The sequence below is a fragment of the Vibrio sp. 10N.286.48.C11 genome (genome assembly GCF_041469805.1).
In the GTDB taxonomy this organism is placed as follows: domain Bacteria; phylum Pseudomonadota; class Gammaproteobacteria; order Enterobacterales; family Vibrionaceae; genus Vibrio; species Vibrio crassostreae_C.
The window spans coordinates 76,990-97,479 of sequence record NZ_JBFRLK010000003.1 but is presented as its reverse complement, the minus strand read 5'-3'; the positions used below and the strand labels follow the sequence as shown (position 1 = coordinate 97,479).

Below are 20,490 nucleotides of genomic sequence, written 5' to 3'. Positions count from 1 at the left end.
GTGATCCTTATTAAAAATAGTGAGAAATCGTCAAGTAGCGCGTTCTGATATGTTCAATCAATAACTTAATCTTGTTTGGTGGCTGGCGAGTAAAAGGGTACACCGCATAAATTCCCAACTTTTTGCCTACCAAATCAGGGAAGATATCCACCAGCTGACCATTGCGAATGTCGTGATAAACCAGACAACGTGGTACGTACGCCACACCATGCCCACCCAGCGCCGCTTTTCTTAACGCGGTTGCATTGTCAGTCGAAAAAGAGCCCGCAACACGCACGATATATTTGTCATTGTCGGTACAGCCATCTTTACTATGCAGAAACTGCCATTCGCTAGCACCCGTTGTTTGATAGGCGTATTGCAAGCAATTGTGCTGCACTAAATCTTTAGGCAGCATCGGCTTACCGTTCTTAGCAATATAAGACGGCGAAGCGCACACCACCCATTGTGAATCTAATATATGACGAGCAATGAGGCTTGAATCTTCCAAGTAGCCGGTTCGAATCACCAAATCGAGACCATCCTCAACCAAGTCGACAAAGCGATTATTCAGAGACATATCGACCGTTAAACCTGGGTGCATATTACAAAACTCGGCCACAGCGTCTGCGAGAATCAAATCTCCGGAGATAGTAGGCACTGACATTTTGATATGACCACTGACATTTTCACCAAAGCCTGAAACTGCGTCCATAGCCTCTTGAGCTGCCTGCTTCACATTTTTGGCCCCGTGTAACATTGCCTTGCCCGCCTCAGTCAAGGTCAATTTACGCGTGGTTCGATATAATAATTGCACGCCAATCTCTTCCTCTAAACGCGCAATTCTTTTACTAACTACCGAATTTGTAAGGTTATTTTGCTCTGCCACCTTACTGAAGCTGCCTAGTTCTACCACCTGTGAAAACAGGATCAAATCGTCTGCTCGCATCTGATTATGCCAATTTTGGAATTAATTATTTTCATTATTTCCCTATATCAATAAAAAATAAAGGGGTAAATTCACGCCAAATTAACAAAACAATTACAAAAACAGTCATTCCAATTACAAGATTCGCCTAAAGAAGGTTCCCGTTTAGAGGCCAAAGCGATTCAAATAATGACAAACCATAACGTGATCTTTACTTCAAACATGAACGTTTGAAAACAGTACGAGGAAGTACCCATGAGTGAAACTCTACTAGCCCTATTGGCATTTTCACCAATAGTTGTTGCAGCGATTCTGCTGGTTGGCCTTAACTGGCCTGCAAAAAAAGCGATGCCTGTGGCATTTGCCTTAACCGTTGCTATCGCCCTACTTGCTTGGGACATGTCTGGCACTCGCGTGCTGGCTTCTGTATTCCAAGGCTTCGGCATTACCGTGTCGGTTCTCTGGATTGTGTTCGGCGCCATCTTCTTATTAAACACTTTGAAACACACCGGAGCTATCACCACCATCCGCAACGGATTCACTGATATATCCGCTGACCGTCGTGTTCAAGCAATCATCATTGCTTGGTGTTTCGGTTCATTCATTGAGGGCGCATCTGGCTTCGGCACACCAGCTGCCATCGCTGCACCACTGCTGGTTGCTATCGGCTTCCCTGCGCTGGCTGCGGTACTGATGGGCATGATGATCCAATCTACGCCAGTATCATTCGGCGCGGTTGGTACACCTATCATCGTTGGTGTGAACAAAGGATTGGACACGCACAACATCGGTGAAAGCCTGATTGCTCATGGCTCAACATGGGATGCTTATCTACAACAAATCACGTCAAGCGTTGCGCTAATTCATGCTTCTGTTGGTGTGATGATGCCTGTATTGATGGCAATGATGCTGACTCGCTTCTTCGGTAAGAACAAAAGCTGGACTGAAGGTTTAGATATCCTGCCGTTCGCACTGTTCGCAGGTGCTGCTTTCACTATTCCTTACGCACTAACAGGTGTTTTCCTAGGCGCTGAATTCCCATCACTGATTGGTGGTTTGGTTGGCCTTGCGATTGTGGTTACTGCAGCAAAACGTGGCTTCCTCGTACCAAAATCAAAATGGGATTTTGAGAGCGAAGACAAGTGGCCTGCAGAATGGCTAGGTTCTCTGAAAATCGACCTTGACGACAACAATCAAGGCCATAAGAAGATGAGCATGGCGATGGCATGGGCACCATACGTGCTGCTAGCGGTGACCTTGGTTGCGAGCCGCGTGAGCCCTGAATTCAAAGGCCTACTGAAGAGCGTTAGCCTATCGTTCAGCAACATCCTTGGTGAAACCGGTGTGAGCACTGCGATTCAGCCTCTGTATCTACCGGGCGGTATCTTGGTCTTCGTCGCGCTGGTTGCTGTTCTCATGCAATCTCGCAGCGCAACGCCACTGGCTAAAGCCTTCGGTGAATCGAGCAAGACTCTGATTGGCGCAGGCTTTGTGTTGGTGTTCACCATCCCAATGGTTCGTATCTTCATTAACTCTGGTGTGAACGGCGCAGATTTAGCAAGTATGCCCGTAACCACGGCAAACTTCGCAGCTGACCTCGTTGGTAGCGCATTCCCAGCATTGAGTGCAACGGTTGGTGCGTTAGGTGCCTTCATTGCAGGTTCGAACACAGTTTCAAACATGATGTTCAGCCAGTTCCAATTCGAAGTAGCGCAGACTCTGACTATCTCTAGTGCGGTGGTTGTTGCTCTACAAGCCGTTGGTGCAGCAGCAGGTAACATGATTGCGATTCACAACGTGGTAGCGGCATCAGCAACTGTTGGCTTGCTAGGACGCGAAGGTGCAACCCTACGTAAGACAATCATTCCAACGTTCTACTACTTGGTGATGACAGGCATCATCGGCCTAGTGGTTATCTACGGATTCAAAATGACCGACGCACTTATGTAAACCATAAGTCGTTCAAAAGCACTTGGCGTTAATACTCAATTCCCCGACAGCGACACCGTCTAATAAGACAGTTGATGAGTTCCGGGATGGATACTAGATCACATCAACACCCATGGGTATTAACGCCATTTTCCCGAATTAAAGCAGCCCAAACCAAGCTCTCAAAGAAGAGCAACATCCCAAGAATTTAGGACTGAAATTATGATCATATCCGCATCGACTGATTACCGCGCCGCAGCAAAAGCGAAATTACCACCGTTTCTTTTCCACTACATTGATGGTGGCTCTTACGGAGAACATACCCTACGTCGCAACACGGCTGACCTAGCTGAGATTGCGCTAAAACAACGCGTACTCAACGACATGTCGGACCTAAATTTGGAAACCGAACTATTTGGCGAGAAGCTAGCGATGCCAATCGCACTGGCGCCTGTTGGTTTAACGGGTATGTACGCAAGACGCGGTGAAGTACAAGCAGCAAAAGCCGCCGACAACAAAGGCATCCCTTTTACCATGTCGACCGTGTCGGTATGTCCGATTGAAGAAGTTGCACCTAAGATTGAACGCCCAATGTGGTTCCAACTTTACGTGTTAAAAGACCGTGGCTTCATGAAGAACGTTCTTGAACGCGCTAAAGCCGCTGGCGTCACAACACTGGTCTTCACCGTGGATATGCCCGTACCCGGCGCTCGCTACCGTGACATGCACTCAGGAATGAGTGGTCCAAATGCAGCAGTACGCCGCGTATTCCAATCTATGCGTCATCTTAGCTGGGCAGTTGATGTCGGCTTACTGGGTAAACCACACGACCTAGGCAACATCTCTACTTATCGTGGTTCTCCTACCAAGCTGGAAGACTACATCGGTTGGTTAGGTGATAACTTCGACCCGTCGATTTCATGGAAAGATCTAGAGTGGATTCGTGATTTCTGGGACGGTCCAATGGTCATCAAGGGCATTCTTGATGAAGAAGATGCAAAGGATGCGGTGAGATTTGGCGCAGACGGCATTGTGGTTTCAAACCACGGCGGCCGCCAGCTTGACGGCGTTCTATCAAGTGCCAAAGCGCTGCCTTCGATTGCTGATGCAGTTAAAGGCGACACCAAAATTCTGGTCGACTCTGGCATTCGTACTGGCTTGGATGTGGTTCGAATGATGGCATTGGGCGCAGACTGCACCTTGCTTGGCCGTTCTTTCGTTTACGCATTAGCAGCGCAAGGACAAGCCGGCGTTGAGAACCTACTCGACCTTTACGACAAAGAGATGCGCGTTGCCATGACATTAACTGGCGCAAAGACAATCAAAGACTTAACTCGTGAATCTTTGGTGGGGTTAGAGTAAGCCCGTTGATTCACTGTAATGCTTTGGTCTACTTAGACTGAAGTTCAATCGGTGTCACAGCAATTCCACTGCCGTTGTGACACCGTTTAAGCACTGGAAAATAAAATAAAAAGCTAGGGCGTGTTGATCTTTCGAGCTGATTTTTGCAGCGAGTTGCTGGGTATTTATACAAGGCAGAGGCGTCGATGTGTAGCTAGCCTACATGAGAAGCCGATAACGTAGTAGAAATGGCCAGCAAACGCTGCCCGAAGGGTTCAGCTAAAAGCGTTTTACTCTTTGTTGAGAGGGATTTTCTTAGAGTGACTAGGCTACTTCCCCCTCGCCGCGATTAAAACGCTTTTGACTCGAACAAAATTTAACCACGAAAGGTCAACACGCCCTGATCAGTGCCAAATAAGAAGCACAAGGAAGCAAAGATGGAGACAAACACATCCCATGAGCGAGTAATTGACGTTAAAGCTTATCAGCAGCTTGAGGCGATACTGGCTCAAAAAATAGAAACGGAACGCATTGTCACGCAAGAGGCAAAGCGATTGGCTTACGGCACCGATGCGAGTTTTTATCGCTTGGTGCCGAAAATGGTTCTAAGACTTAGAAACTTAGAGGAAGTGATATTCACGATTCAAAGCTGTCGTGAGCTGGGCATTCATTTTACCTTTCGCGCGGCAGGTACCAGCCTTTCAGGACAAGCGGTTTCAGATTCAGTACTTATCACTCTGACCGACGATTGGCGCGGCCATGAGATTGTCGATAACGGCAACCAAATCATTCTTCAACCCGGTGTAATTGGCGCAGATGCCAATAAATACCTTGCCCCGTTCCAACGTAAAATAGGCCCAGATCCAGCCTCTATCAACACCTGTAAGATTGGTGGTATTGCCGCGAACAACGCCAGTGGCATGTGTTGTGGTACTGCGCAGAACTCCTATCGCACGGTCGAAAGCATGAAAGTCGTCCTAAGCGATGGCACCCTGCTCGATACCGCAGACAGTGCTAGCGTTAAATCATTCAAGCAGTCACACAAAACGCTGTTTGATGGTATTGCTGAATTGCACCGTCAAACTAGCTCAAATCAAGAACTGGCCGACAGAATCCGTCACAAATACCGTCTTAAAAACACCACGGGCTATGCGCTTAATGCATTGGTCGATTACCACGATCCAGTTGAGATCATCAAACACCTGATGATTGGCTCAGAGGGCACGCTAGGCTTCATCGCCGAGATCACTTACAACACGGTGATTGAACACCCGAATAAAGCCTCTGCTCTGTTGGTGTTTGCCGACATCGAGCAAGCTAGTAAGGCCGTGACTACGCTATCAAAAACACCGGTTGCTGCTGTTGAGTTAATGGACGGTAGAGCGCTACGTTCCGTCGCGGATAAACCGGGTATGCCTGCGTTCATGCCAAGCCTAGATCTAGAAGCTGCAGCTATTTTGGTGGAATCACACGCCAGCTCCCAGCAGGACTTAGATTTACAATGTAAATCAATTTTGGATGCATTAGCTGATTACACGATTGTCGAATCTGTCCCTTTCACGTCCGATCCTAAGACTGTCGCTACCCTGTGGGGCATCCGTAAAGGCATGTTCCCGGCCGTTGGCGCAGTGCGTGAAGTCGGCACGACGGTCATCATTGAAGATGTTGCTTTCCCAGTCGAAAATCTTGCAAATGGCATTCGAGAGCTGCAAGAGCTGTTCGATAAATACGACTACAGCGAGGCGATCATTTTTGGCCACGCTCTGGAAGGCAACCTGCACTTTGTGTTTACCCAAGGTTTTGATAGCCAAGAAGAGATCGACCGTTACGGTGGTTTCATGGATGACGTAGCCGAGCTTGTCGCCGTGAAATATCAAGGATCTCTGAAAGCGGAACACGGCACAGGCCGTAACATGGCACCTTACGTGGAGTTGGAATGGGGCAAAGACGGCTATGCCTTGATGCAACAGATCAAAGCGCTGTTCGACCCAGAAAGGTTGCTCAACCCTGGCGTTATCATCAACGACAACCCAAACTCCCACATCACAGACTTAAAGCCAATGCCAGCTGCCGACGATCTTGTCGACCGCTGTATTGAGTGTGGATTCTGTGAGCCAGTCTGCCCATCTCGCACACTGACCTTATCACCACGCCAACGTATTGTGTTGTACCGAGAGCTGCAACGCCGCCGAGCTGCAGGTGAAGAGATAGAAGCCAGTGAACTAGAGAAAACCTTCGAATACCAAGGCATCGATACCTGCGCGGCAACAGGTCTGTGTGCCGAACGCTGTCCAGTAGGCATTAATACGGGTGACTTGGTGAAGAAGCTTCGTGTTGCCAAGTATGAGAAGTTCACACCAATCGCCAAATGGACAGCGGATCATTTCTCGACCACCACGAAGCTGACCAAAGCCGGCCTCAAAACCAATCAAGTAGCGAGTAAGGTCTTGGGGGCAAACACGGTCGGTAAGCTTACCAATGGCCTGCGCTCAGTGACCAAAGGCGTAACGCCTGTTTGGATGCCTGAGATGCCGCAGTCCAACAGTCACTCTCTCACGGCTTCACCAATGACAGCCGAAACTTCTAATGACGCAAAGAAAGTGGTTTACCTCCCGTCGTGTGCTAGCCGAACCATGGGTCAACAAAATGATGCGGGTGATCAACGCCCTCTTACTGAAGTGACCATGTCTCTGCTCAACAAAGCTGGATTTGAAGTCATCCTGCCGAAGAAATTAGACGATCAATGTTGCGGTATGCCTTACGACAGCAAAGGGATGAACGATATAGCCCAATCTAAAGCACAACAGCTCGAAGAAGTGTTGTGGCAAGCGAGTCGTCAGGGTGAATACCCAGTATTGATGGACACCAGCCCATGCGCCAAACGCAGTATTGAGCAGTTCACTAAGCCCTTAGAAGTTCTGGAGCCGACAGGCTTTGTGAATCAATATTTGCTTGAACATCTGACGCTTGAGCCACTGAAAGAGACCGTGATGCTTCATGTAACTTGTAGCTCTCGCCGAATGGGCTTAGAAGGCGCGATGTTAAACCTCGCTAAGGCCTGTACTGAAGAAGTGATTGTTCCTGAGCATATTCAATGTTGTGGCTGGGCGGGTGACAAAGGCTTCACGACACCAGAACTGAATGAAGCAGCGGTGCACCCACTTAAGGAACAAGTACCGAGCAACTGTACTCGTGGATTCAGTAACAGCCGAACTTGTGAGATCGGTTTGTCACATCACAGTGGCATTCCATATCAATCAATCTTGTACTTGGTGGACGAAGTTGCACAGTAGCTTCACTCTCATTACTAGTGACGAGCTCTAGCTTAAAACGAAAAATGGCAGCCTAATCAGGCTGCCATTTCTTTATTCGATTTAAAACGTGCTAATGAGCTAACAGTTAGAGAGCTAAACGCATCAACTCTTCTGGCGAGTAGTGTTCTGCTTCTGCACCTTTGGCAATTAAGTCGATCACTCGGAACTCACTCATATCACCAAATTCCTTGGTCAAGTAATCACGAAACGCTTTTTCGTTCGGCCATTTTCCTCGCACGATATAACCCTCTTCTTTGTCGAAATCTTCCGTCTCAAAGAAAGAAAAATCAGTCATACCAATGTTGTGGCAATACAAAACGAGATACATGTTGAATCCTTTACACTTTAGTAGGTGTTATGAACTTTCGAGCAGTTCTAAAAGCAAGCCTAAGGTTACAACATAAATAGCGAACCGAAAACTTAAGCCCCTTCCTGATTCGTTAGTCATCAAACATCATGTTGATGGCAGCGCCCAGCAGAATCAGTCCAATAATTGGTCCCATCACAGCCAATGGCGCGCGCTCAATGTATGGCAAGTTCTCTGCAATCATTAAACCCCATTCAGGTGTTGGTGGTTTTGCCCCTAACCCGATGAAACTCAGTGATGTCAGGCTTAGCGTGATGACTGGCAACCTCAACAACGCGTGTCTTAGTAGCGGCGGTAACACATAAGGAAGCAAGTAGAAGCGGAAGATGCTCAGCTTGCTAGTACCCCACAATGGCGCGAGGTGCGTATAAGGCTGAGCCTTAGCTTCCACAATTAAACTTGAACAGTGCGCCGCTAATGGCGCCCAAGATACCAGTACAATCGCGATTAATGCGCTGTTCGGGTTCATCCCTGTTAAGCCCGCAACCAACAGGCCAGCAATGATGTAAGGGATGCCCTTAGTGATCTCGATAAGGCCTTGGCTAAAGCGCGTATTGAAGCCCATGATGATGCCCGTCACCAAGCTCAAGAAGGTTGCCAAGATACCCGCTTGGAAGGTCGCGACCATACCAGAACCGATTCTCGCTAACAGGTCTCGCCCAATGCCATCGGCCCCCAAAGGTGCTTGCCAGCTCGGTGATGCCAAACGTGCAAATTGGCTGGTGTATGGGTCTCGGAATGCCGCCCATACCACGATAGCAATTAGGAATGAGAAAATCGCAAAAGCAGTGACACGCTTGGCGCGGCTCTGGGTAAAGCGAAACGAAGAGTGACTACTAATGAGCTTGCCGCTTTTCAGGCTGTGACCCAGAATCAACTGCTGAACAAATAAGCTGATGCTGCTTACTGCAATCGAAAACAGCAGCAATACTAATAAGCCGCCTTGCAGCATAGGTAGATCTTGCGCCTTAGCAGCACCAAGAATCATGCGCCCGATACCCGGAATCGAGAAGATAAGCTCAACTGCGACCGCACCACCCGTCAAGCCGATCACAATCATCGCGATTTGTGGGATCAGACTGCTCAACGCTCTTTTTAGCGCAAAGCGAATAATTTGATTGGAGTGAACGTTGGCACTGAGCCAAGTGATCACCCAAGGTTCATTTAGAACGCGTTGTAAACTGTCTCTGAGTAGGCGACTAAATAGGCCGCTAGCAGGCAGTGCGAGTGCTAAACTCGGTAGCCAGATATCTTGCCAACCTTGCCAACCATACGGTGGTAGCCAACCTAACCAGATAGAGAACACCAATATTAATACCGAGGCCACCACATACTCTGGTAACGATATTAATACGGTGCTTAAACTGCTGTAACTCTGCCCTAGTTTGCCCTTCTTCCAACTGCGTAAGGTAGCAAGTAAGCCTGCACCACACAGTACGAAAGTCATCACAAGTGCGCTAGACATCAAGAACAGAGACGTAGATGCTGTTTTTTGAATGCTTAATGCAACCGAGGAACCATCAATCCATGATTCACCTAGGTCACCCGAAAAAGCGCTTCCTATCCAGTCGATCAAGCGCTCACTTGCCGAACGATCAAGCTGAAGATCAGCGCGTACCGCTGCTAAAGCTTCAGGCGTAAGCAGGTGTTGTTGCCCCGCCCTCGCGCGCAGAATGGATTGGCTTGGGTCGATGCCTGCAATGTCAGGCATCAAGCCAACAAGAATCACCACCACAATCAGTGAGGCGATTCTTGATAACCAAGGCGTCAAGAGAAATAAGGTTCGACGCAGAGTCTCAGCAGATAGCATCTATTTAGTTAGCCTGTTTCGCTTGTTTGATCTGTGTAGTTTGGTCAACTAAACGGCGCTCACTTGGGTCACGAACCACATTGCTCACGCGCTCGCTTTCACCTTGAATCACACGTTCGTGAAGCAGTGGAATAGCAGCGAAGTCGTTAAGGATTTTTTGCTCAGCTTCGATGATCGCTTGCTGACGCAGTGCGCCTAGTGGTTGCAGATCAGCGTGAGTCAGTGCTTGGTCTACTTCTTGAGAACAGAATTGACCAAGATTGAATGAACCCTTACAGCCAAAGTCACTCATCATGTAAGCCACTGGGTCACCCGAATCTAGAACCGTTGCACGAGAAAGGATAAACGCATCGAACTTGCCTGAGAGCGCATCATTCTCGATCTGAGCGTATTCACGGATATCCAGCTCAACTTTGAAACCAGCCGCTTCAAGTTGTTGCTTCAGTAGCGCTGCCACTTCTGGAAGCTCTGCACGGTCGGTAAAGGTACCGATAACAATACTTTCACCGTTTGCTTTTAGCGTTTTGTCGATTGCTTGACCTTCAGGTCGGATCGGCTCAGCCCAAGCAAGTGCAGGACCTAATAGGCCTTGTGCGATGTCCGCGTGGTTTTCATAAACAGTATTCACGATTTGCTCACGGTCTACCGCAGCCGCCGCTACCTTACGCAAGTTAATATCGCTGAATACGCCTGACTTGTTATTTAAGTAAAGCGTATTGGTACGAGGCATCGCCACTTCATAAAGTAGGTTCGGATCAATGGTCGCGATTTGTGAAACGGGTACCGCTTCAACGACGTCAGCCGTGCCGGTTCTCAGTGCTGCAGCGCGAGCAAAACCGTTAGGGACGTATTCTGCAATCACAGATTCAACTTGCGCTTTTTCACCCCAGTAGCCATCGAAACGTTTTAGCTTCGCGCTGGTTGTACCGTTAATTTCAGTCAACTCAAACGGGCCCGTACCAGCACCCATTGGGCTAACACGGCCATCTTCTTGGTAAGCACTTGCTGCAAGAATCGCTAATTGAGGGCTTGATAAACGGCTTGGTAAAAGAGGGTCATCAAAGCTGGTCTTGATCTCTACGCGGTAGTTGTCCATCGCTTTCACTTCGAGATCGACACCATCTAGAATGCGTGGCTTAGGTGCAGCCTCAAGCGCTTTCTGCAAAGAGTTCACTACAGAGTTTGCCGTTAATGTCGAACCGTCATGGAATTTAACGCCTTGGCGAATCGTGAACTGCCAAGTCAGAGGATCAAGATGTTTCCAATCCGTTGCTAGCATAGGTTCTGCTTCTGAGGTTGGGCTCAGGTTAACCAGAGTTTCTGCTGTGCTCCAACGAGATAACTTAAAAGCGTCATCAGAAAGTGGCGATAAACCCGTTCTTGGTGGTTGCATCATCGCAACTCGAATTTCAGATTTTACTGCGGCATCGCTAGACCCTGGTTGAGAGTCAAAACAGCCCGTCAAAGGCAGAGCCAACGCAAGCGTGCAAGCCAGTTTGATTGAATTAAAACGCATAATTATTTTTTCTCTGTAGCTGTATTTTTTTAATAAATAAGGTTGTGTTTAACAAGTAGATTTCGAAAGAGGCTGAGACTCGATCAGCATCTGAGTCGCAGGATGAGCAGGTTTACTCATCACTTGATCGGTCGGTCCGTGCTCCACCATTTCACCATGGTCGAGTACCAGTATTTCTTCACAAAGGGCTTTTGCGGCACCTAAATCGTGAGTAACCAAAATAAGGCGCATATCGCGCTTCTTTTTTAATGAATTAACCAAGTCCAACAACCTTTGGCGATTCACTGGGTCAAGGCTGGCAGTAGGTTCATCGGCCACCAGCACTGCGGGTCTAACGACAAGAGCCCGAGCAATAGCCACACGTTGAGCTTGACCTGTAGAAAGCTGATTAGGTTTCAGTAAGAGCAAACTGGCAGGCAATCCAACGTCTGAAAGCGCCTCTTCAATGATGGCTTCATGATTACCCGAAACATCTAAGTTACTTAGAGGTTCGGCTAAGATCTGTCGAACGGTATAGTAAGGGTTGAGGCTAGTGTGGGGCTCTTGAGGCACCAATTGAATCAAGCGACACACCGTTGCTTGCGCTTTGCTATCGCGAATTGGGAGCGAATAACCGAACAAGTTTATTTGACCAACGGTTGGCGCTTTAAGGCCAAATAGCAGTTCAATTAACGTTGATTTACCGGCACCAGAACGCCCAACAATTGCTAGGCTTTTGTCTTCAACATTAAGGTCTATGTTCTGTAGCGCTTTGAACGCTTTACCACCCAACCAACTTGGTACGGAGTAGTAGTGAACACTCACATTGTCGAACTTAATCTCTATCGGTGTTTGTGTTTCTGAATCAGTCACTGGCATTAATGGCGAGGCTTCTGAGTTTAGTGATAAGGTCGAGCTCATTCGATTAAGTCTCTCAATGAACAGCAGAAAGCGTGAGAGCTCGACTCAAGTGCATGTTTCGGTGCACCGTAAGCCACCACACCACCATCATCGATGACCAACAACTTGTCACACGCCAACGCGCTATGCAGGTCATGGGTGATGAGTAAACCACCAATTTGACGCTGTTTAACATTGTGTCGAATCAGCTTAAGTATCTCTTGCTCTGTCACCGGATCTAACGCACTGGTTGGTTCATCGGCGATGATAATATCGGCGTTACTCAGCAAGCCAATCGCAATACACACACGTTGGCGTTGCCCACCCGAAATTTGGCTCGGGTACAACGGCAAGATGGTTTCTGGATTAGGAAAACCAAGTTGATTCAGCAACTCGGTAATTTGAATTTTTTCTTTTGATTTAAGCTTAGTGCGAGTCCCCGTCAATGCCAAACTAAGTTGACCTTCGATTGAAACCAGAGGATTTAATGCTTGAAGGGCATCTTGGAAGATAACCGCAGGTCGTTGTGCTGCGGTTCTTTGCAGCATAGGCAAACCACATACCGCTTCACCAGACAGAGAAATATGACCTTCAACCTCGACCGTTTCTGGCAGAAAACCCGCAATCGCACGTGAAAGCATCGACTTACCAATGCCTGACAGTCCCATGATCGCCAACAGCTCACCGCGATAAACATCGAAGTGGATATCTTGGAAAAGGGTTCTCGAAGAGGTTTTGATCGTTAGGTGGTCAACAGACAAAAGTGGGGCGTTCACGCAGATACTCACAGATAGATGTTATAACATAACAACATTATCATTTAGCTGAGGCGATGAAAAGCGGACATTGAACTGTATCGCGTTTTACTTACAATTTTATTGACCATTTATAGTGAGTCATTACATACAAAAAAGCGCTCACCAAATTTATCGTATAAAAATAGTAAAGCGCTTTCATAAAATATTAATAATGTATTAAAGATGGCAATTAGACAGCTTAGTTAATGGCACCCTGTACTGCATCTTTGACTGGGTAACACTTCTGCTTAACTTGTGCGATGAACGGATACAGGAACGCAATACGCCCAAGATAGAACAGAGTAAACGCAAGCCACAAACCATGATTGCCCCAAATATCGATGGTGAATGCCTGTACCGCTAAGAATACCAACAAAGTCACGATGCTTGAGTCTCTAACCGGACGCGTGGTTCCCGTTCCGGTAAAGATGCCGTAAACCGTTAAGCCAAAGCCAGCCACTAGCGGGAACACAATTAACCACGGAGCCATCTCTTGGTACAGCGTGACCAGCGCTAGAATATCGGTAAACAAGAAAACAATCATATCTTTAAAAATCAAAGTTAAAAGCGTCAGCGCGGCAATGAAACCTGCCGTCCATTGGAAGTTAAGCCTTAAAACACGATCAAGCATTGAAGGGTTCTTCTGTCCTACCGCCTTACCTGCAAACACACTCGATGCGTTGGCAATACCATCAAACATATAGCTGACAATGAAGGTCACCTGCATCAAGATCGCGTTAGCCGCTAGAACATCGGTACCCAGTTTAGAGCCAGTACGCGCCATCATGTTGAAGAACACCAAGATACAAATGGTGCGAAGCAATAGATCGGTATTCGAAGAGATGATTGTCGATAGGTCTTTCTTGGTCATCTTCGAGCCTTGCAAGAACTCAGAGATCGAAATATTGCTGGTCTTCATCACCAAGGTCACACCAATCGCAAAGGTGGTAACTTGTGCAATCAAACTTGCGTAAGCCACACCTGCGACACCCAAATCGAAATAAAGTACAAACACCGCATCCAAGACAATGTTCAACACATTACCAAACACTTGTGTATAAAGAACGTCTTTGGCTTTCGCCTGTCCCATTAACCAACCAATAATGGTGTAGTTAAGCAACACGAAAGGCGCGCCATAAATCAAAATACTGAAGTAGATATGCGCGTGCTCGGCTACATTGGCTTCAGGCTCTATCACCCACATTGCGCCTTGCCAGATGAGTGGTTGTATCAAGATAAAGATCAAACCCACTAAACCAGACAGCACAAACGGACGCATCAAGCTACCCGCCAAATCAGTGCGGTTTCCCTTACCCAGTGCCATCGCACTTTGGCCCGTGGTACTGACACGGAAAAAACCAAACAACCAATACATGGTGTTCATAATGATGGTGCCGATCGCTACGCCACCAATCAATTCAGCAATACCAAGTTGGCCAATAACAGCGGTATCCACAGCACCTAACAGAGGTTGTGTCACCGTTGAGATGATGAAAGGGAAAGCGATTTTCAGATAATCTTTGTGGGTAATGGTCATATTCTATCGAGTGATATTAAGAACTATTTGCAATTAGAACGAAATGCTATCGTTTAATCCGTACGTTGTCATCATTTACTTAGAGTAGATTATCAACAAAGCATCTTTATCTTAGGCCAACTGCATAAAATCGTTAGCTGCTATTGGTTGTGCTAATTTGTCTCAACAAAAGATCAAAGTCTGGTTCAACAAAACAGCACAACCATCGATTAGTAAAAGCTCACGGGAAGGTAGAAATCGAGTTCGAACACTTCATCGGTGTTGAGAAAATGATTCTGATGATAATGCACATACGCGGGAGTCGAGCGCTGTTTGAAACCAGATGTGGGTAGCCACTTTTCTAACACCATACTGATCTGTGGTAGCAGTTCTCCATAGCGGCCATTTAGTCGAAACACAGCGTGTAAGCCGCCCGGAATCACCATCTGATTAACTACGCTACGATACTTAATCGGCTCATCAATCGCGATACACGCGACATAACGACACTGATCCATTTCAACCCAAGCAGGGTTTGAGTGATGCAAACCAAATTGGCTCGAAAAATCACGCTGTTCGGAATTCGCCCACGCTTTCAATATCAACCACGCATTGCGAATAGAGCGGTTATAACCCGTATGTCGAACATAGGCCGCCATCCGTTCAGGCACTTCAACGATCTTGGGTTCGGGCAATACTCGCTGCGCCACATTCAAATAGCCCGCCGCCACTTCGGGATCTTTCAAATAGGGTTTTTCTGCTACTTGTAAATCGTGTTTACGCCACTCGCCCGGAGACATATTAAAGGTCGCTTTAAATGCTCGACTAAACGAAGACACCGAGCTAAAGCCACATTTATGGGCGATCTCGACCACTGACGAGCTGGTATCAAACATCAATTGGTTGGCTGCATACTCCATTCGAGTGCGTCGGATATATTGATGCAACGACTCCCCGACCACGCTTTTAAAGGTGCGATGAAAGTGCTGTTCTGAATAGGCCGCTATCTCAGATAACTCTTTGGCAGACAAAGGCTGACTGATGTCTTGGTGAATATGGAACAGGACATCATTGATTCGCGATATGTGTTGACGTGACATCGTTTAAATAGCATAAATGGACATGTTTAAGAGCATAAACGGACACGCTAGTTTTTACAATTGCCGTGTAATATCAAGCGATAGAATAAAAACGATAAACGACGAGACACAACACATGGAAATCGCACAGTCATTACAACAGATTCAATCTTCATACATTCGAGAGATCCTCGCAGCCGCAAGTGATCCAAATGTCATCTCATTGGCCGGCGGTTTACCGGACGAGAAAACATTCCCAATCGATTTAATGAAGCCAACGCTAGAAAACCTAGCGAACATGCCTGAAGTTTTCCAATACGGCTCTACTGCCGGTTACGGCCCGTTGCTTGACCACCTAACACAAAGCTACCAATTGCCAGAGTCACACACGGTAATGATTTGTACTGGCTCTCAGCAAGGTTTGGATTTGATTGCGCGTGCGTATGTCGATCCAGGTGATGTGGTTGTGATGGAAGCGCCAAGCTACTTAGGTGCGATGCAGGTGTTTGGCCTAGTTCAAGCAAACATTGCGACCGTGTCTCAAACCGAATTTGGGCCGAATCTAGATGAATTGGAAACATGCTTTGCACAGCAAGCGCCAAAAATGTTCTACGCGGTGCCTGATTTTCACAACCCAACCGGTGTGTGCTGGGCAACAGAAACTCGTCAAAAAGTGGCTGAGCTGTGTATCAAATACAACGTGGCATTCATTGAAGATGCGCCATACCGTGAGCTACGTTTCACAGGCACAGAGCTGCCGTTGGTTTCTTCGTTCTGCCCTGATAACTCTATCGTTCTTCGTTCATTCTCTAAGATTGCATCGCCAGGTCTACGTATTGGCGCGGTAACAGGCAAACGCAGCTACCTTGAGCCACTGATCAAAGTGAAGCAAGGCGCGGATTTACACTCAAGTGTACCTATGCAAGCACTGCTTGTTGGTCTTCTAAAACATGAAGACTTCAACGTACACATGGAAAACATTCGTACCCTGTACAAGTCTCGTTATGAGGCGCTGTTCTCAGAGCTAGAGAAACAACTGCCTGCAGATTGCGTGTTAAAAGCCGTAGATGGCGGGATGTTCATTTGGGTTGAGATCCCAGAGTGCGACACCTTCGAACTGGCGAAAACCTTGCTATCGAATGGCGTGGCGGTTGTACCAAGCCCAGTATTTTATCCAAAGGCCGATGAAGCAAAAGCCGCACTGCGCTTAAACTTCACTAACGCCAACCCAGAAGAATTAACAGAAGCGGTGAAACGCTTAGCGGAAGTACTTAACCAAGCGTAATCGCTGATTAAGTCAGACAGATTCAATACCAAGGCCCTGATGTATTTTTACAGCAGGGCCTTTTTGGTTTGGGAATACGTGTTGTAATTCGAACCAGATAAAACGGTTTCATTGCATTTCTTAGTCCAAAAGCCACACTAATAACAATGCTAAATAGCCCTACTTTTGGTTGGTTTTTGTCCTTCCTTGGCTTGGTTATACTGCGGCGGATTTTAATAAGCCAATATGGGCAAACCTGAGTAAATCAAACTCAGTATGTATCATAAAAGGCAACCGCTCTGGATTTACGTTCCAGCTCGCAGAAAGGAAAAACCATGTCTCAATATGTTGTATGTGCTCTGTATAAATTCGTAGCACTTGATGATTACCAAGAAATTCGCCAGCCACTCACTGACGTGTTAGAAGCCAACCAAATCCGCGGTACTTTGTTACTTGCGAGTGAAGGTATCAACGGTACCGTTGCAGGTAAGCGCGAATCGATCGACGCCCTTCTTCAATGGTTCAAACAAGATTCTCGCTTGGCTGATGTTGTTTACAAAGAGTCGTTCAACGAAGAACAACCATTCAATCGCACCAAGGTTAAGCTTAAGAAAGAGATCGTAACCATGGGCGTTGAGGGCATCGACCCACGCCATGTTGTTGGCACTTACGTGAAACCAAACGAGTGGAACGCATTGATCTCTGATCCTGATGTGATTCTGGTTGATACTCGTAACGACTACGAAGTGGACATCGGCACCTTCAAAAATGCCGTAAACCCAAACACAGAAACCTTCCGTGAGTTCCCTCAGTACGTTGAAGACAACCTTGATCCTAAGAAACACAAGAAAGTCGCGATGTTCTGTACTGGTGGTATTCGTTGCGAAAAATCAACAGCCTACATGAAAGAGCAAGGCTTTGATGAGGTTTACCACCTTGAAGGCGGCATTCTTAAGTACCTAGAGGAAGTACCAGAAGAAGAGAGCATGTGGGAAGGCGACTGCTACGTATTTGATGGTCGTGTTGCAGTAAACCACCAGCTAGAAAAGAGCGGCTTCGATGTGTGTAACGCGTGTCGCCTGCCAATCACTGACGAAGACAAAGCCTCTAAACACTTCGAGAAAGGCGTAAGCTGCCCTAAGTGTATTGATAAGCACAGCGACGAGCAGAAAGCCCGTTTCCGTGAACGTGAAAAGCAAGTTCAACTGTCGAATGCTCGTGGCGAAACCCACGTAGGCGGCGAAGCTGCTCACCTTATCGAGCAACGCAAAAAAGAGAAGCTTGCACACAAAGAGCAGCAACGCTCTGGTAAGAAAGCAAAGTAAACTTTCTGCTTTAAACTCTTATAGTTCTAAACATATAACTATAAATAGTTAGCTATATACATACAAAAGGGCGCAAGTTCGAGGATAATCCTACGAGTTTACGCCCTTTTTTGATCGCTTTACGGCTTTGTGTTTTGAACCACATTTCTTTCGAAAAATTGCTTCTATACTGTTAATAATTCGACTAGAGAGGAAGTGCCAATGCTCAATGAAAACCATGCCTTTATCTTAGATTTCCCAGATCTTAAATTAGACATTGTTCAGCTCAACCACGACGACGAAAAATTCAAAGCAGACATGCAGAAATACCACCAACTCGACTACGACATCCGTCAGCTAGAAATCTCTGGCAGCCCTATCGATGACGACAGCATGCACAACCTCAAAGTAGAACGCATGGAGCTAAAAGACTCGCTACACAAACAGCTCACGCGCCACCACGCACTTAAGATCGTATAGAAAAATCAATCCAATACTTTATTCTAAGCCATGCACCACGCATGGCTTTTTGGTTTCATCACTTCGCAAATCTAAGCTAATTCGGCTTCTTCAATTATGTTACTGTTTGCTTATTCAAAGGCGTTTGATAAGGAAGCGGTAAAAGTGGCAATGAAAGAAGAGAACATACAACTCCAACTCGCTTCAAATTCTGAATTCGATGAACTGTTTGCGTGTGTTAAACAAGGTATCTTCATACACGTAGATAGCGTTTTCGGCTGGGATGACGACTTTCAACGTCAACGACTTTTAAACGAATACCATCCATCTTGGTTTCATTGGGTATATCGCGAAAATAAAAGAGTGGGGCTCGCCTGCTTTAAACCTTATGACAACGCATACCATATTCATTTGCTGATCATTTCCCCCCAGTACCAAGGTCGTTCGCTTGGCAAGCAAGTCATGACTCTCATACATAAAAAAGCTATGGCAGAGCAACTTAGTCAAGTCACTCTATCGAGTTTTAAAAGTAATGCTCGTGCTATTAACTTTTATCAATCGCTTGGCTATCACGTTGTTGATGAAGGAGATGATGATTTTGTGGGGATGGAGCTCAATCTATACCACAAACACCATCTCTAATTAAACGCCCTAGCCACTCGCCCATTACTGCTCAGTACATAATGACCAATATAAGCTGGGATAAATACCGATTGCCCTTTGGTGAGTGTTAGGTGTTCACCTTTCTGACTCATTAACGTTAAATCATCATCTATCGCCATTAAAATTTCAGCACCGCTTGTGATGACTTCTTCTTGCTTTGGGCGATGAAAAATATTGAAATCAAAGTCACTAACTGGGATATCATAGCGATCACATTGACCTAACTTTGAAGGTGCTAACAACAAGCGTTCGAACGGGATTGGTGTAAACTCTGTGCAGGCAACCAACTCAGCGACATCAATGTGTTTTGGCGTTAAGCCAGCTCGCAGCACATTGTCTGAATTGGCCATAATCTCGAGCCCAGTCCCCTTGATGTATGCGTGCGGAGTGTTTGCATTCAAATACATCGCTTCACCCGGCCGTAGTGTGATCAAGTTAAGCAGCAGAACGCAAAACAAACCGATATCATTCGGGTACTGGTGGCTAAGCTCAGTAACCAAAGCAAACTCAGATTGACCTTGGTGAGCGGCTGCGTAAGCCAGAAGTTGCTCTAATGCTCGGTGTTTACGTTGGTCGTCCAGAGTTAATAAATCACGGAAAAACGCCTCTAAACCTAGAGAATCAAGGTGGTTGCCAAACTCTTCAACTAAACCAGCCAGCTCGCTCGAATTCAACTTTCTGAACAACCCTAATATTTCATCGAATTCTCGAAAGCCATTCATTGCTTGATATTCAGTGATCGCGTAAACCAATTCAGGTTTGTGGTTAGAGTCTTTATAGTTACGATGCCCTGCGGTTAGAGGGATTCTTGCTTGCTCTTCTCTCGCAAAGCCAATTTCAGCTTGTCGCTTGTTTGGGTGCACCTGAACCGACAGCGCCTTTTCTGCCGCTAAGATCTTAAATAAGAATGGTAGCTCACCAAACGCCTGCGCAATATCGGTTGATAGGTAGGCCGATTTATTCTTGTTAATCAGCTCAGATAGAGGCACTAAATGTTGGTCCAGCTTGACCATTGAGCAACCTTTCGGATGCGCTCCCATCCAAACTTCCGCTTGTGGTTCTTGTGACTCATTCTTAAAGCCAAACAGTTCACGTATCGAAGAAATGCTCCCCCATGCATAATTTTGGATGGTGTTTTCCATTGGGAAAAATGAGTGTTCTGAGAAGTGGCTGAGTGACATGGCGTTTTCCATAGTGAGGCCTTTGAACATAATTCAGAGAGCTGATTTCTAATAACGTAAATAATTAGAAAGACTACAGAGCTCGGCTAGAACCCACATGAGATGAGGTCTTAGACGCAATAGGAAAAATTCTTAGAAACAGGTGAGACCGATGAAAAGCGTGA

The 20,490-nt window shown here is 46.6% G+C and carries 16 protein-coding genes; 7 read left to right on the top strand and 9 right to left on the bottom strand.

Annotated features, from left to right (window positions below; genetic code table 11):
- Positions 1-10 precede the first annotated feature (10 nt).
- Positions 11-928, bottom strand: a complete 918-nt coding sequence (locus tag AB4209_RS01335) for a LysR family transcriptional regulator (protein ID WP_017068571.1) — start codon at positions 926-928, stop codon at positions 11-13.
- Between the two features lie 234 nt (positions 929-1,162).
- On the opposite strand from AB4209_RS01335, the gene AB4209_RS01330 reads away from it, so the two are divergent.
- From AB4209_RS01330 to AB4209_RS01320, 3 genes are all read left to right on the top strand, one after another.
- Complete coding sequence (locus AB4209_RS01330) at positions 1,163-2,857, top strand: L-lactate permease (RefSeq protein WP_017061561.1); 1,695 nt, start codon at positions 1,163-1,165, stop codon at positions 2,855-2,857.
- Between the two features lie 201 nt (positions 2,858-3,058).
- The gene (gene lldD / locus AB4209_RS01325) at positions 3,059-4,198 is read left to right on the top strand and encodes an FMN-dependent L-lactate dehydrogenase LldD (RefSeq protein WP_372054554.1); all 1,140 of its coding nucleotides are present in this window, start codon (positions 3,059-3,061) and stop codon (positions 4,196-4,198) included.
- Between the two features lie 416 nt (positions 4,199-4,614).
- Positions 4,615-7,470, top strand: a complete 2,856-nt coding sequence (locus tag AB4209_RS01320) for an FAD-binding and (Fe-S)-binding domain-containing protein (RefSeq protein ID WP_372054552.1) — start codon at positions 4,615-4,617, stop codon at positions 7,468-7,470.
- A gap of 106 nt (positions 7,471-7,576) precedes the next feature.
- On the opposite strand, the gene AB4209_RS01315 is transcribed toward AB4209_RS01320, so the two are convergent.
- The 7 genes from AB4209_RS01315 to AB4209_RS01285 all read right to left on the bottom strand — a co-directional run bounded on the left by AB4209_RS01315 (position 7,577) and on the right by AB4209_RS01285 (position 15,476).
- Positions 7,577-7,819, bottom strand: a complete 243-nt coding sequence (locus AB4209_RS01315) for a hypothetical protein (RefSeq protein ID WP_372054550.1) — start codon at positions 7,817-7,819, stop codon at positions 7,577-7,579.
- A 112-nt stretch (positions 7,820-7,931) separates the two neighbouring features.
- A complete protein-coding gene (locus AB4209_RS01310) occupies positions 7,932-9,668 on the bottom strand; it encodes an ABC transporter permease subunit (protein ID WP_372054548.1) in 1,737 nt (578 codons plus the stop codon).
- A 4-nt stretch (positions 9,669-9,672) separates the two neighbouring features.
- Positions 9,673-11,184, bottom strand: a complete 1,512-nt coding sequence (locus tag AB4209_RS01305; RefSeq protein WP_372054546.1) for an ABC transporter substrate-binding protein — start codon at positions 11,182-11,184, stop codon at positions 9,673-9,675.
- A 48-nt stretch (positions 11,185-11,232) separates the two neighbouring features.
- The gene (locus AB4209_RS01300; protein ID WP_017065049.1) at positions 11,233-12,084 is read right to left on the bottom strand and encodes an ABC transporter ATP-binding protein; all 852 of its coding nucleotides are present in this window, start codon (positions 12,082-12,084) and stop codon (positions 11,233-11,235) included.
- A complete protein-coding gene (locus tag AB4209_RS01295) occupies positions 12,081-12,839 on the bottom strand; it encodes an ATP-binding cassette domain-containing protein (RefSeq protein WP_372054544.1) in 759 nt (252 codons plus the stop codon). The genes AB4209_RS01300 and AB4209_RS01295 overlap by 4 nt, the downstream gene beginning before the upstream one ends.
- Positions 12,840-13,059: 220 nt before the next feature.
- On the bottom strand, positions 13,060-14,397 hold the full coding sequence (locus AB4209_RS01290) for an MATE family efflux transporter (protein ID WP_372054542.1): 1,338 nt from the start codon (positions 14,395-14,397) through the stop codon (positions 13,060-13,062).
- 209 nt (positions 14,398-14,606) lie between these two features.
- Positions 14,607-15,476: a GyrI-like domain-containing protein gene (locus AB4209_RS01285; protein ID WP_017061552.1), complete on the bottom strand. Its 870-nt coding sequence runs from the start codon at positions 15,474-15,476 to the stop codon at positions 14,607-14,609.
- A gap of 115 nt (positions 15,477-15,591) precedes the next feature.
- On the opposite strand from AB4209_RS01285, the gene AB4209_RS01280 reads away from it, so the two are divergent.
- The 4 genes from AB4209_RS01280 (at position 15,592) to AB4209_RS01265 (ending at position 19,124) form a co-directional block, all read left to right on the top strand.
- Positions 15,592-16,740, top strand: coding sequence for a PLP-dependent aminotransferase family protein (locus tag AB4209_RS01280; RefSeq protein ID WP_372054540.1), 1,149 nt, complete (start codon positions 15,592-15,594; stop codon positions 16,738-16,740).
- Positions 16,741-17,054: 314 nt separating this feature from the next.
- The gene (locus tag AB4209_RS01275; protein WP_372054538.1) at positions 17,055-18,044 is read left to right on the top strand and encodes a rhodanese-related sulfurtransferase; all 990 of its coding nucleotides are present in this window, start codon (positions 17,055-17,057) and stop codon (positions 18,042-18,044) included.
- A gap of 201 nt (positions 18,045-18,245) precedes the next feature.
- On the top strand, positions 18,246-18,503 hold the full coding sequence (locus AB4209_RS01270) for a YdcH family protein (RefSeq protein WP_009846137.1): 258 nt from the start codon (positions 18,246-18,248) through the stop codon (positions 18,501-18,503).
- Between the two features lie 96 nt (positions 18,504-18,599).
- A complete protein-coding gene (locus tag AB4209_RS01265; RefSeq protein WP_102321382.1) occupies positions 18,600-19,124 on the top strand; it encodes an N-acetyltransferase in 525 nt (174 codons plus the stop codon).
- Here AB4209_RS01265 and manA read toward each other — a convergent pair.
- Entirely contained in the window at positions 19,121-20,326 is a 1,206-nt protein-coding gene (gene manA, locus AB4209_RS01260; RefSeq protein WP_372054589.1) for a mannose-6-phosphate isomerase, class I, read from the bottom strand. The two genes, AB4209_RS01265 and manA, sit on opposite strands and share 4 nt — an antisense overlap.
- Positions 20,327-20,490 lie beyond the last annotated feature (164 nt).

Coding starts and splice junctions, on each gene's coding strand:
- lldD (WP_372054554.1), top strand. CDS start 3,059: ATGATCATATCCGCATCGACTGATTACCGCGCCGCAGCAAAAGCGAAA.
- AB4209_RS01335 (WP_017068571.1), bottom strand. CDS start 928: ATGCGAGCAGACGATTTGATCCTGTTTTCACAGGTGGTAGAACTAGGC.
- AB4209_RS01315 (WP_372054550.1), bottom strand. CDS start 7,819: ATGTATCTCGTTTTGTATTGCCACAACATTGGTATGACTGATTTTTCT.
- AB4209_RS01290 (WP_372054542.1), bottom strand. CDS start 14,397: ATGACCATTACCCACAAAGATTATCTGAAAATCGCTTTCCCTTTCATC.
- AB4209_RS01300 (WP_017065049.1), bottom strand. CDS start 12,084: ATGAGCTCGACCTTATCACTAAACTCAGAAGCCTCGCCATTAATGCCA.
- AB4209_RS01265 (WP_102321382.1), top strand. CDS start 18,600: ATGTTACTGTTTGCTTATTCAAAGGCGTTTGATAAGGAAGCGGTAAAA.
- AB4209_RS01310 (WP_372054548.1), bottom strand. CDS start 9,668: ATGCTATCTGCTGAGACTCTGCGTCGAACCTTATTTCTCTTGACGCCT.
- AB4209_RS01275 (WP_372054538.1), top strand. CDS start 17,055: ATGTCTCAATATGTTGTATGTGCTCTGTATAAATTCGTAGCACTTGAT.
- AB4209_RS01320 (WP_372054552.1), top strand. CDS start 4,615: ATGGAGACAAACACATCCCATGAGCGAGTAATTGACGTTAAAGCTTAT.
- AB4209_RS01330 (WP_017061561.1), top strand. CDS start 1,163: ATGAGTGAAACTCTACTAGCCCTATTGGCATTTTCACCAATAGTTGTT.
- AB4209_RS01280 (WP_372054540.1), top strand. CDS start 15,592: ATGGAAATCGCACAGTCATTACAACAGATTCAATCTTCATACATTCGA.
- manA (WP_372054589.1), bottom strand. CDS start 20,326: ATGTCACTCAGCCACTTCTCAGAACACTCATTTTTCCCAATGGAAAAC.
- AB4209_RS01305 (WP_372054546.1), bottom strand. CDS start 11,184: ATGCGTTTTAATTCAATCAAACTGGCTTGCACGCTTGCGTTGGCTCTG.
- AB4209_RS01285 (WP_017061552.1), bottom strand. CDS start 15,476: ATGTCACGTCAACACATATCGCGAATCAATGATGTCCTGTTCCATATT.
- AB4209_RS01270 (WP_009846137.1), top strand. CDS start 18,246: ATGCTCAATGAAAACCATGCCTTTATCTTAGATTTCCCAGATCTTAAA.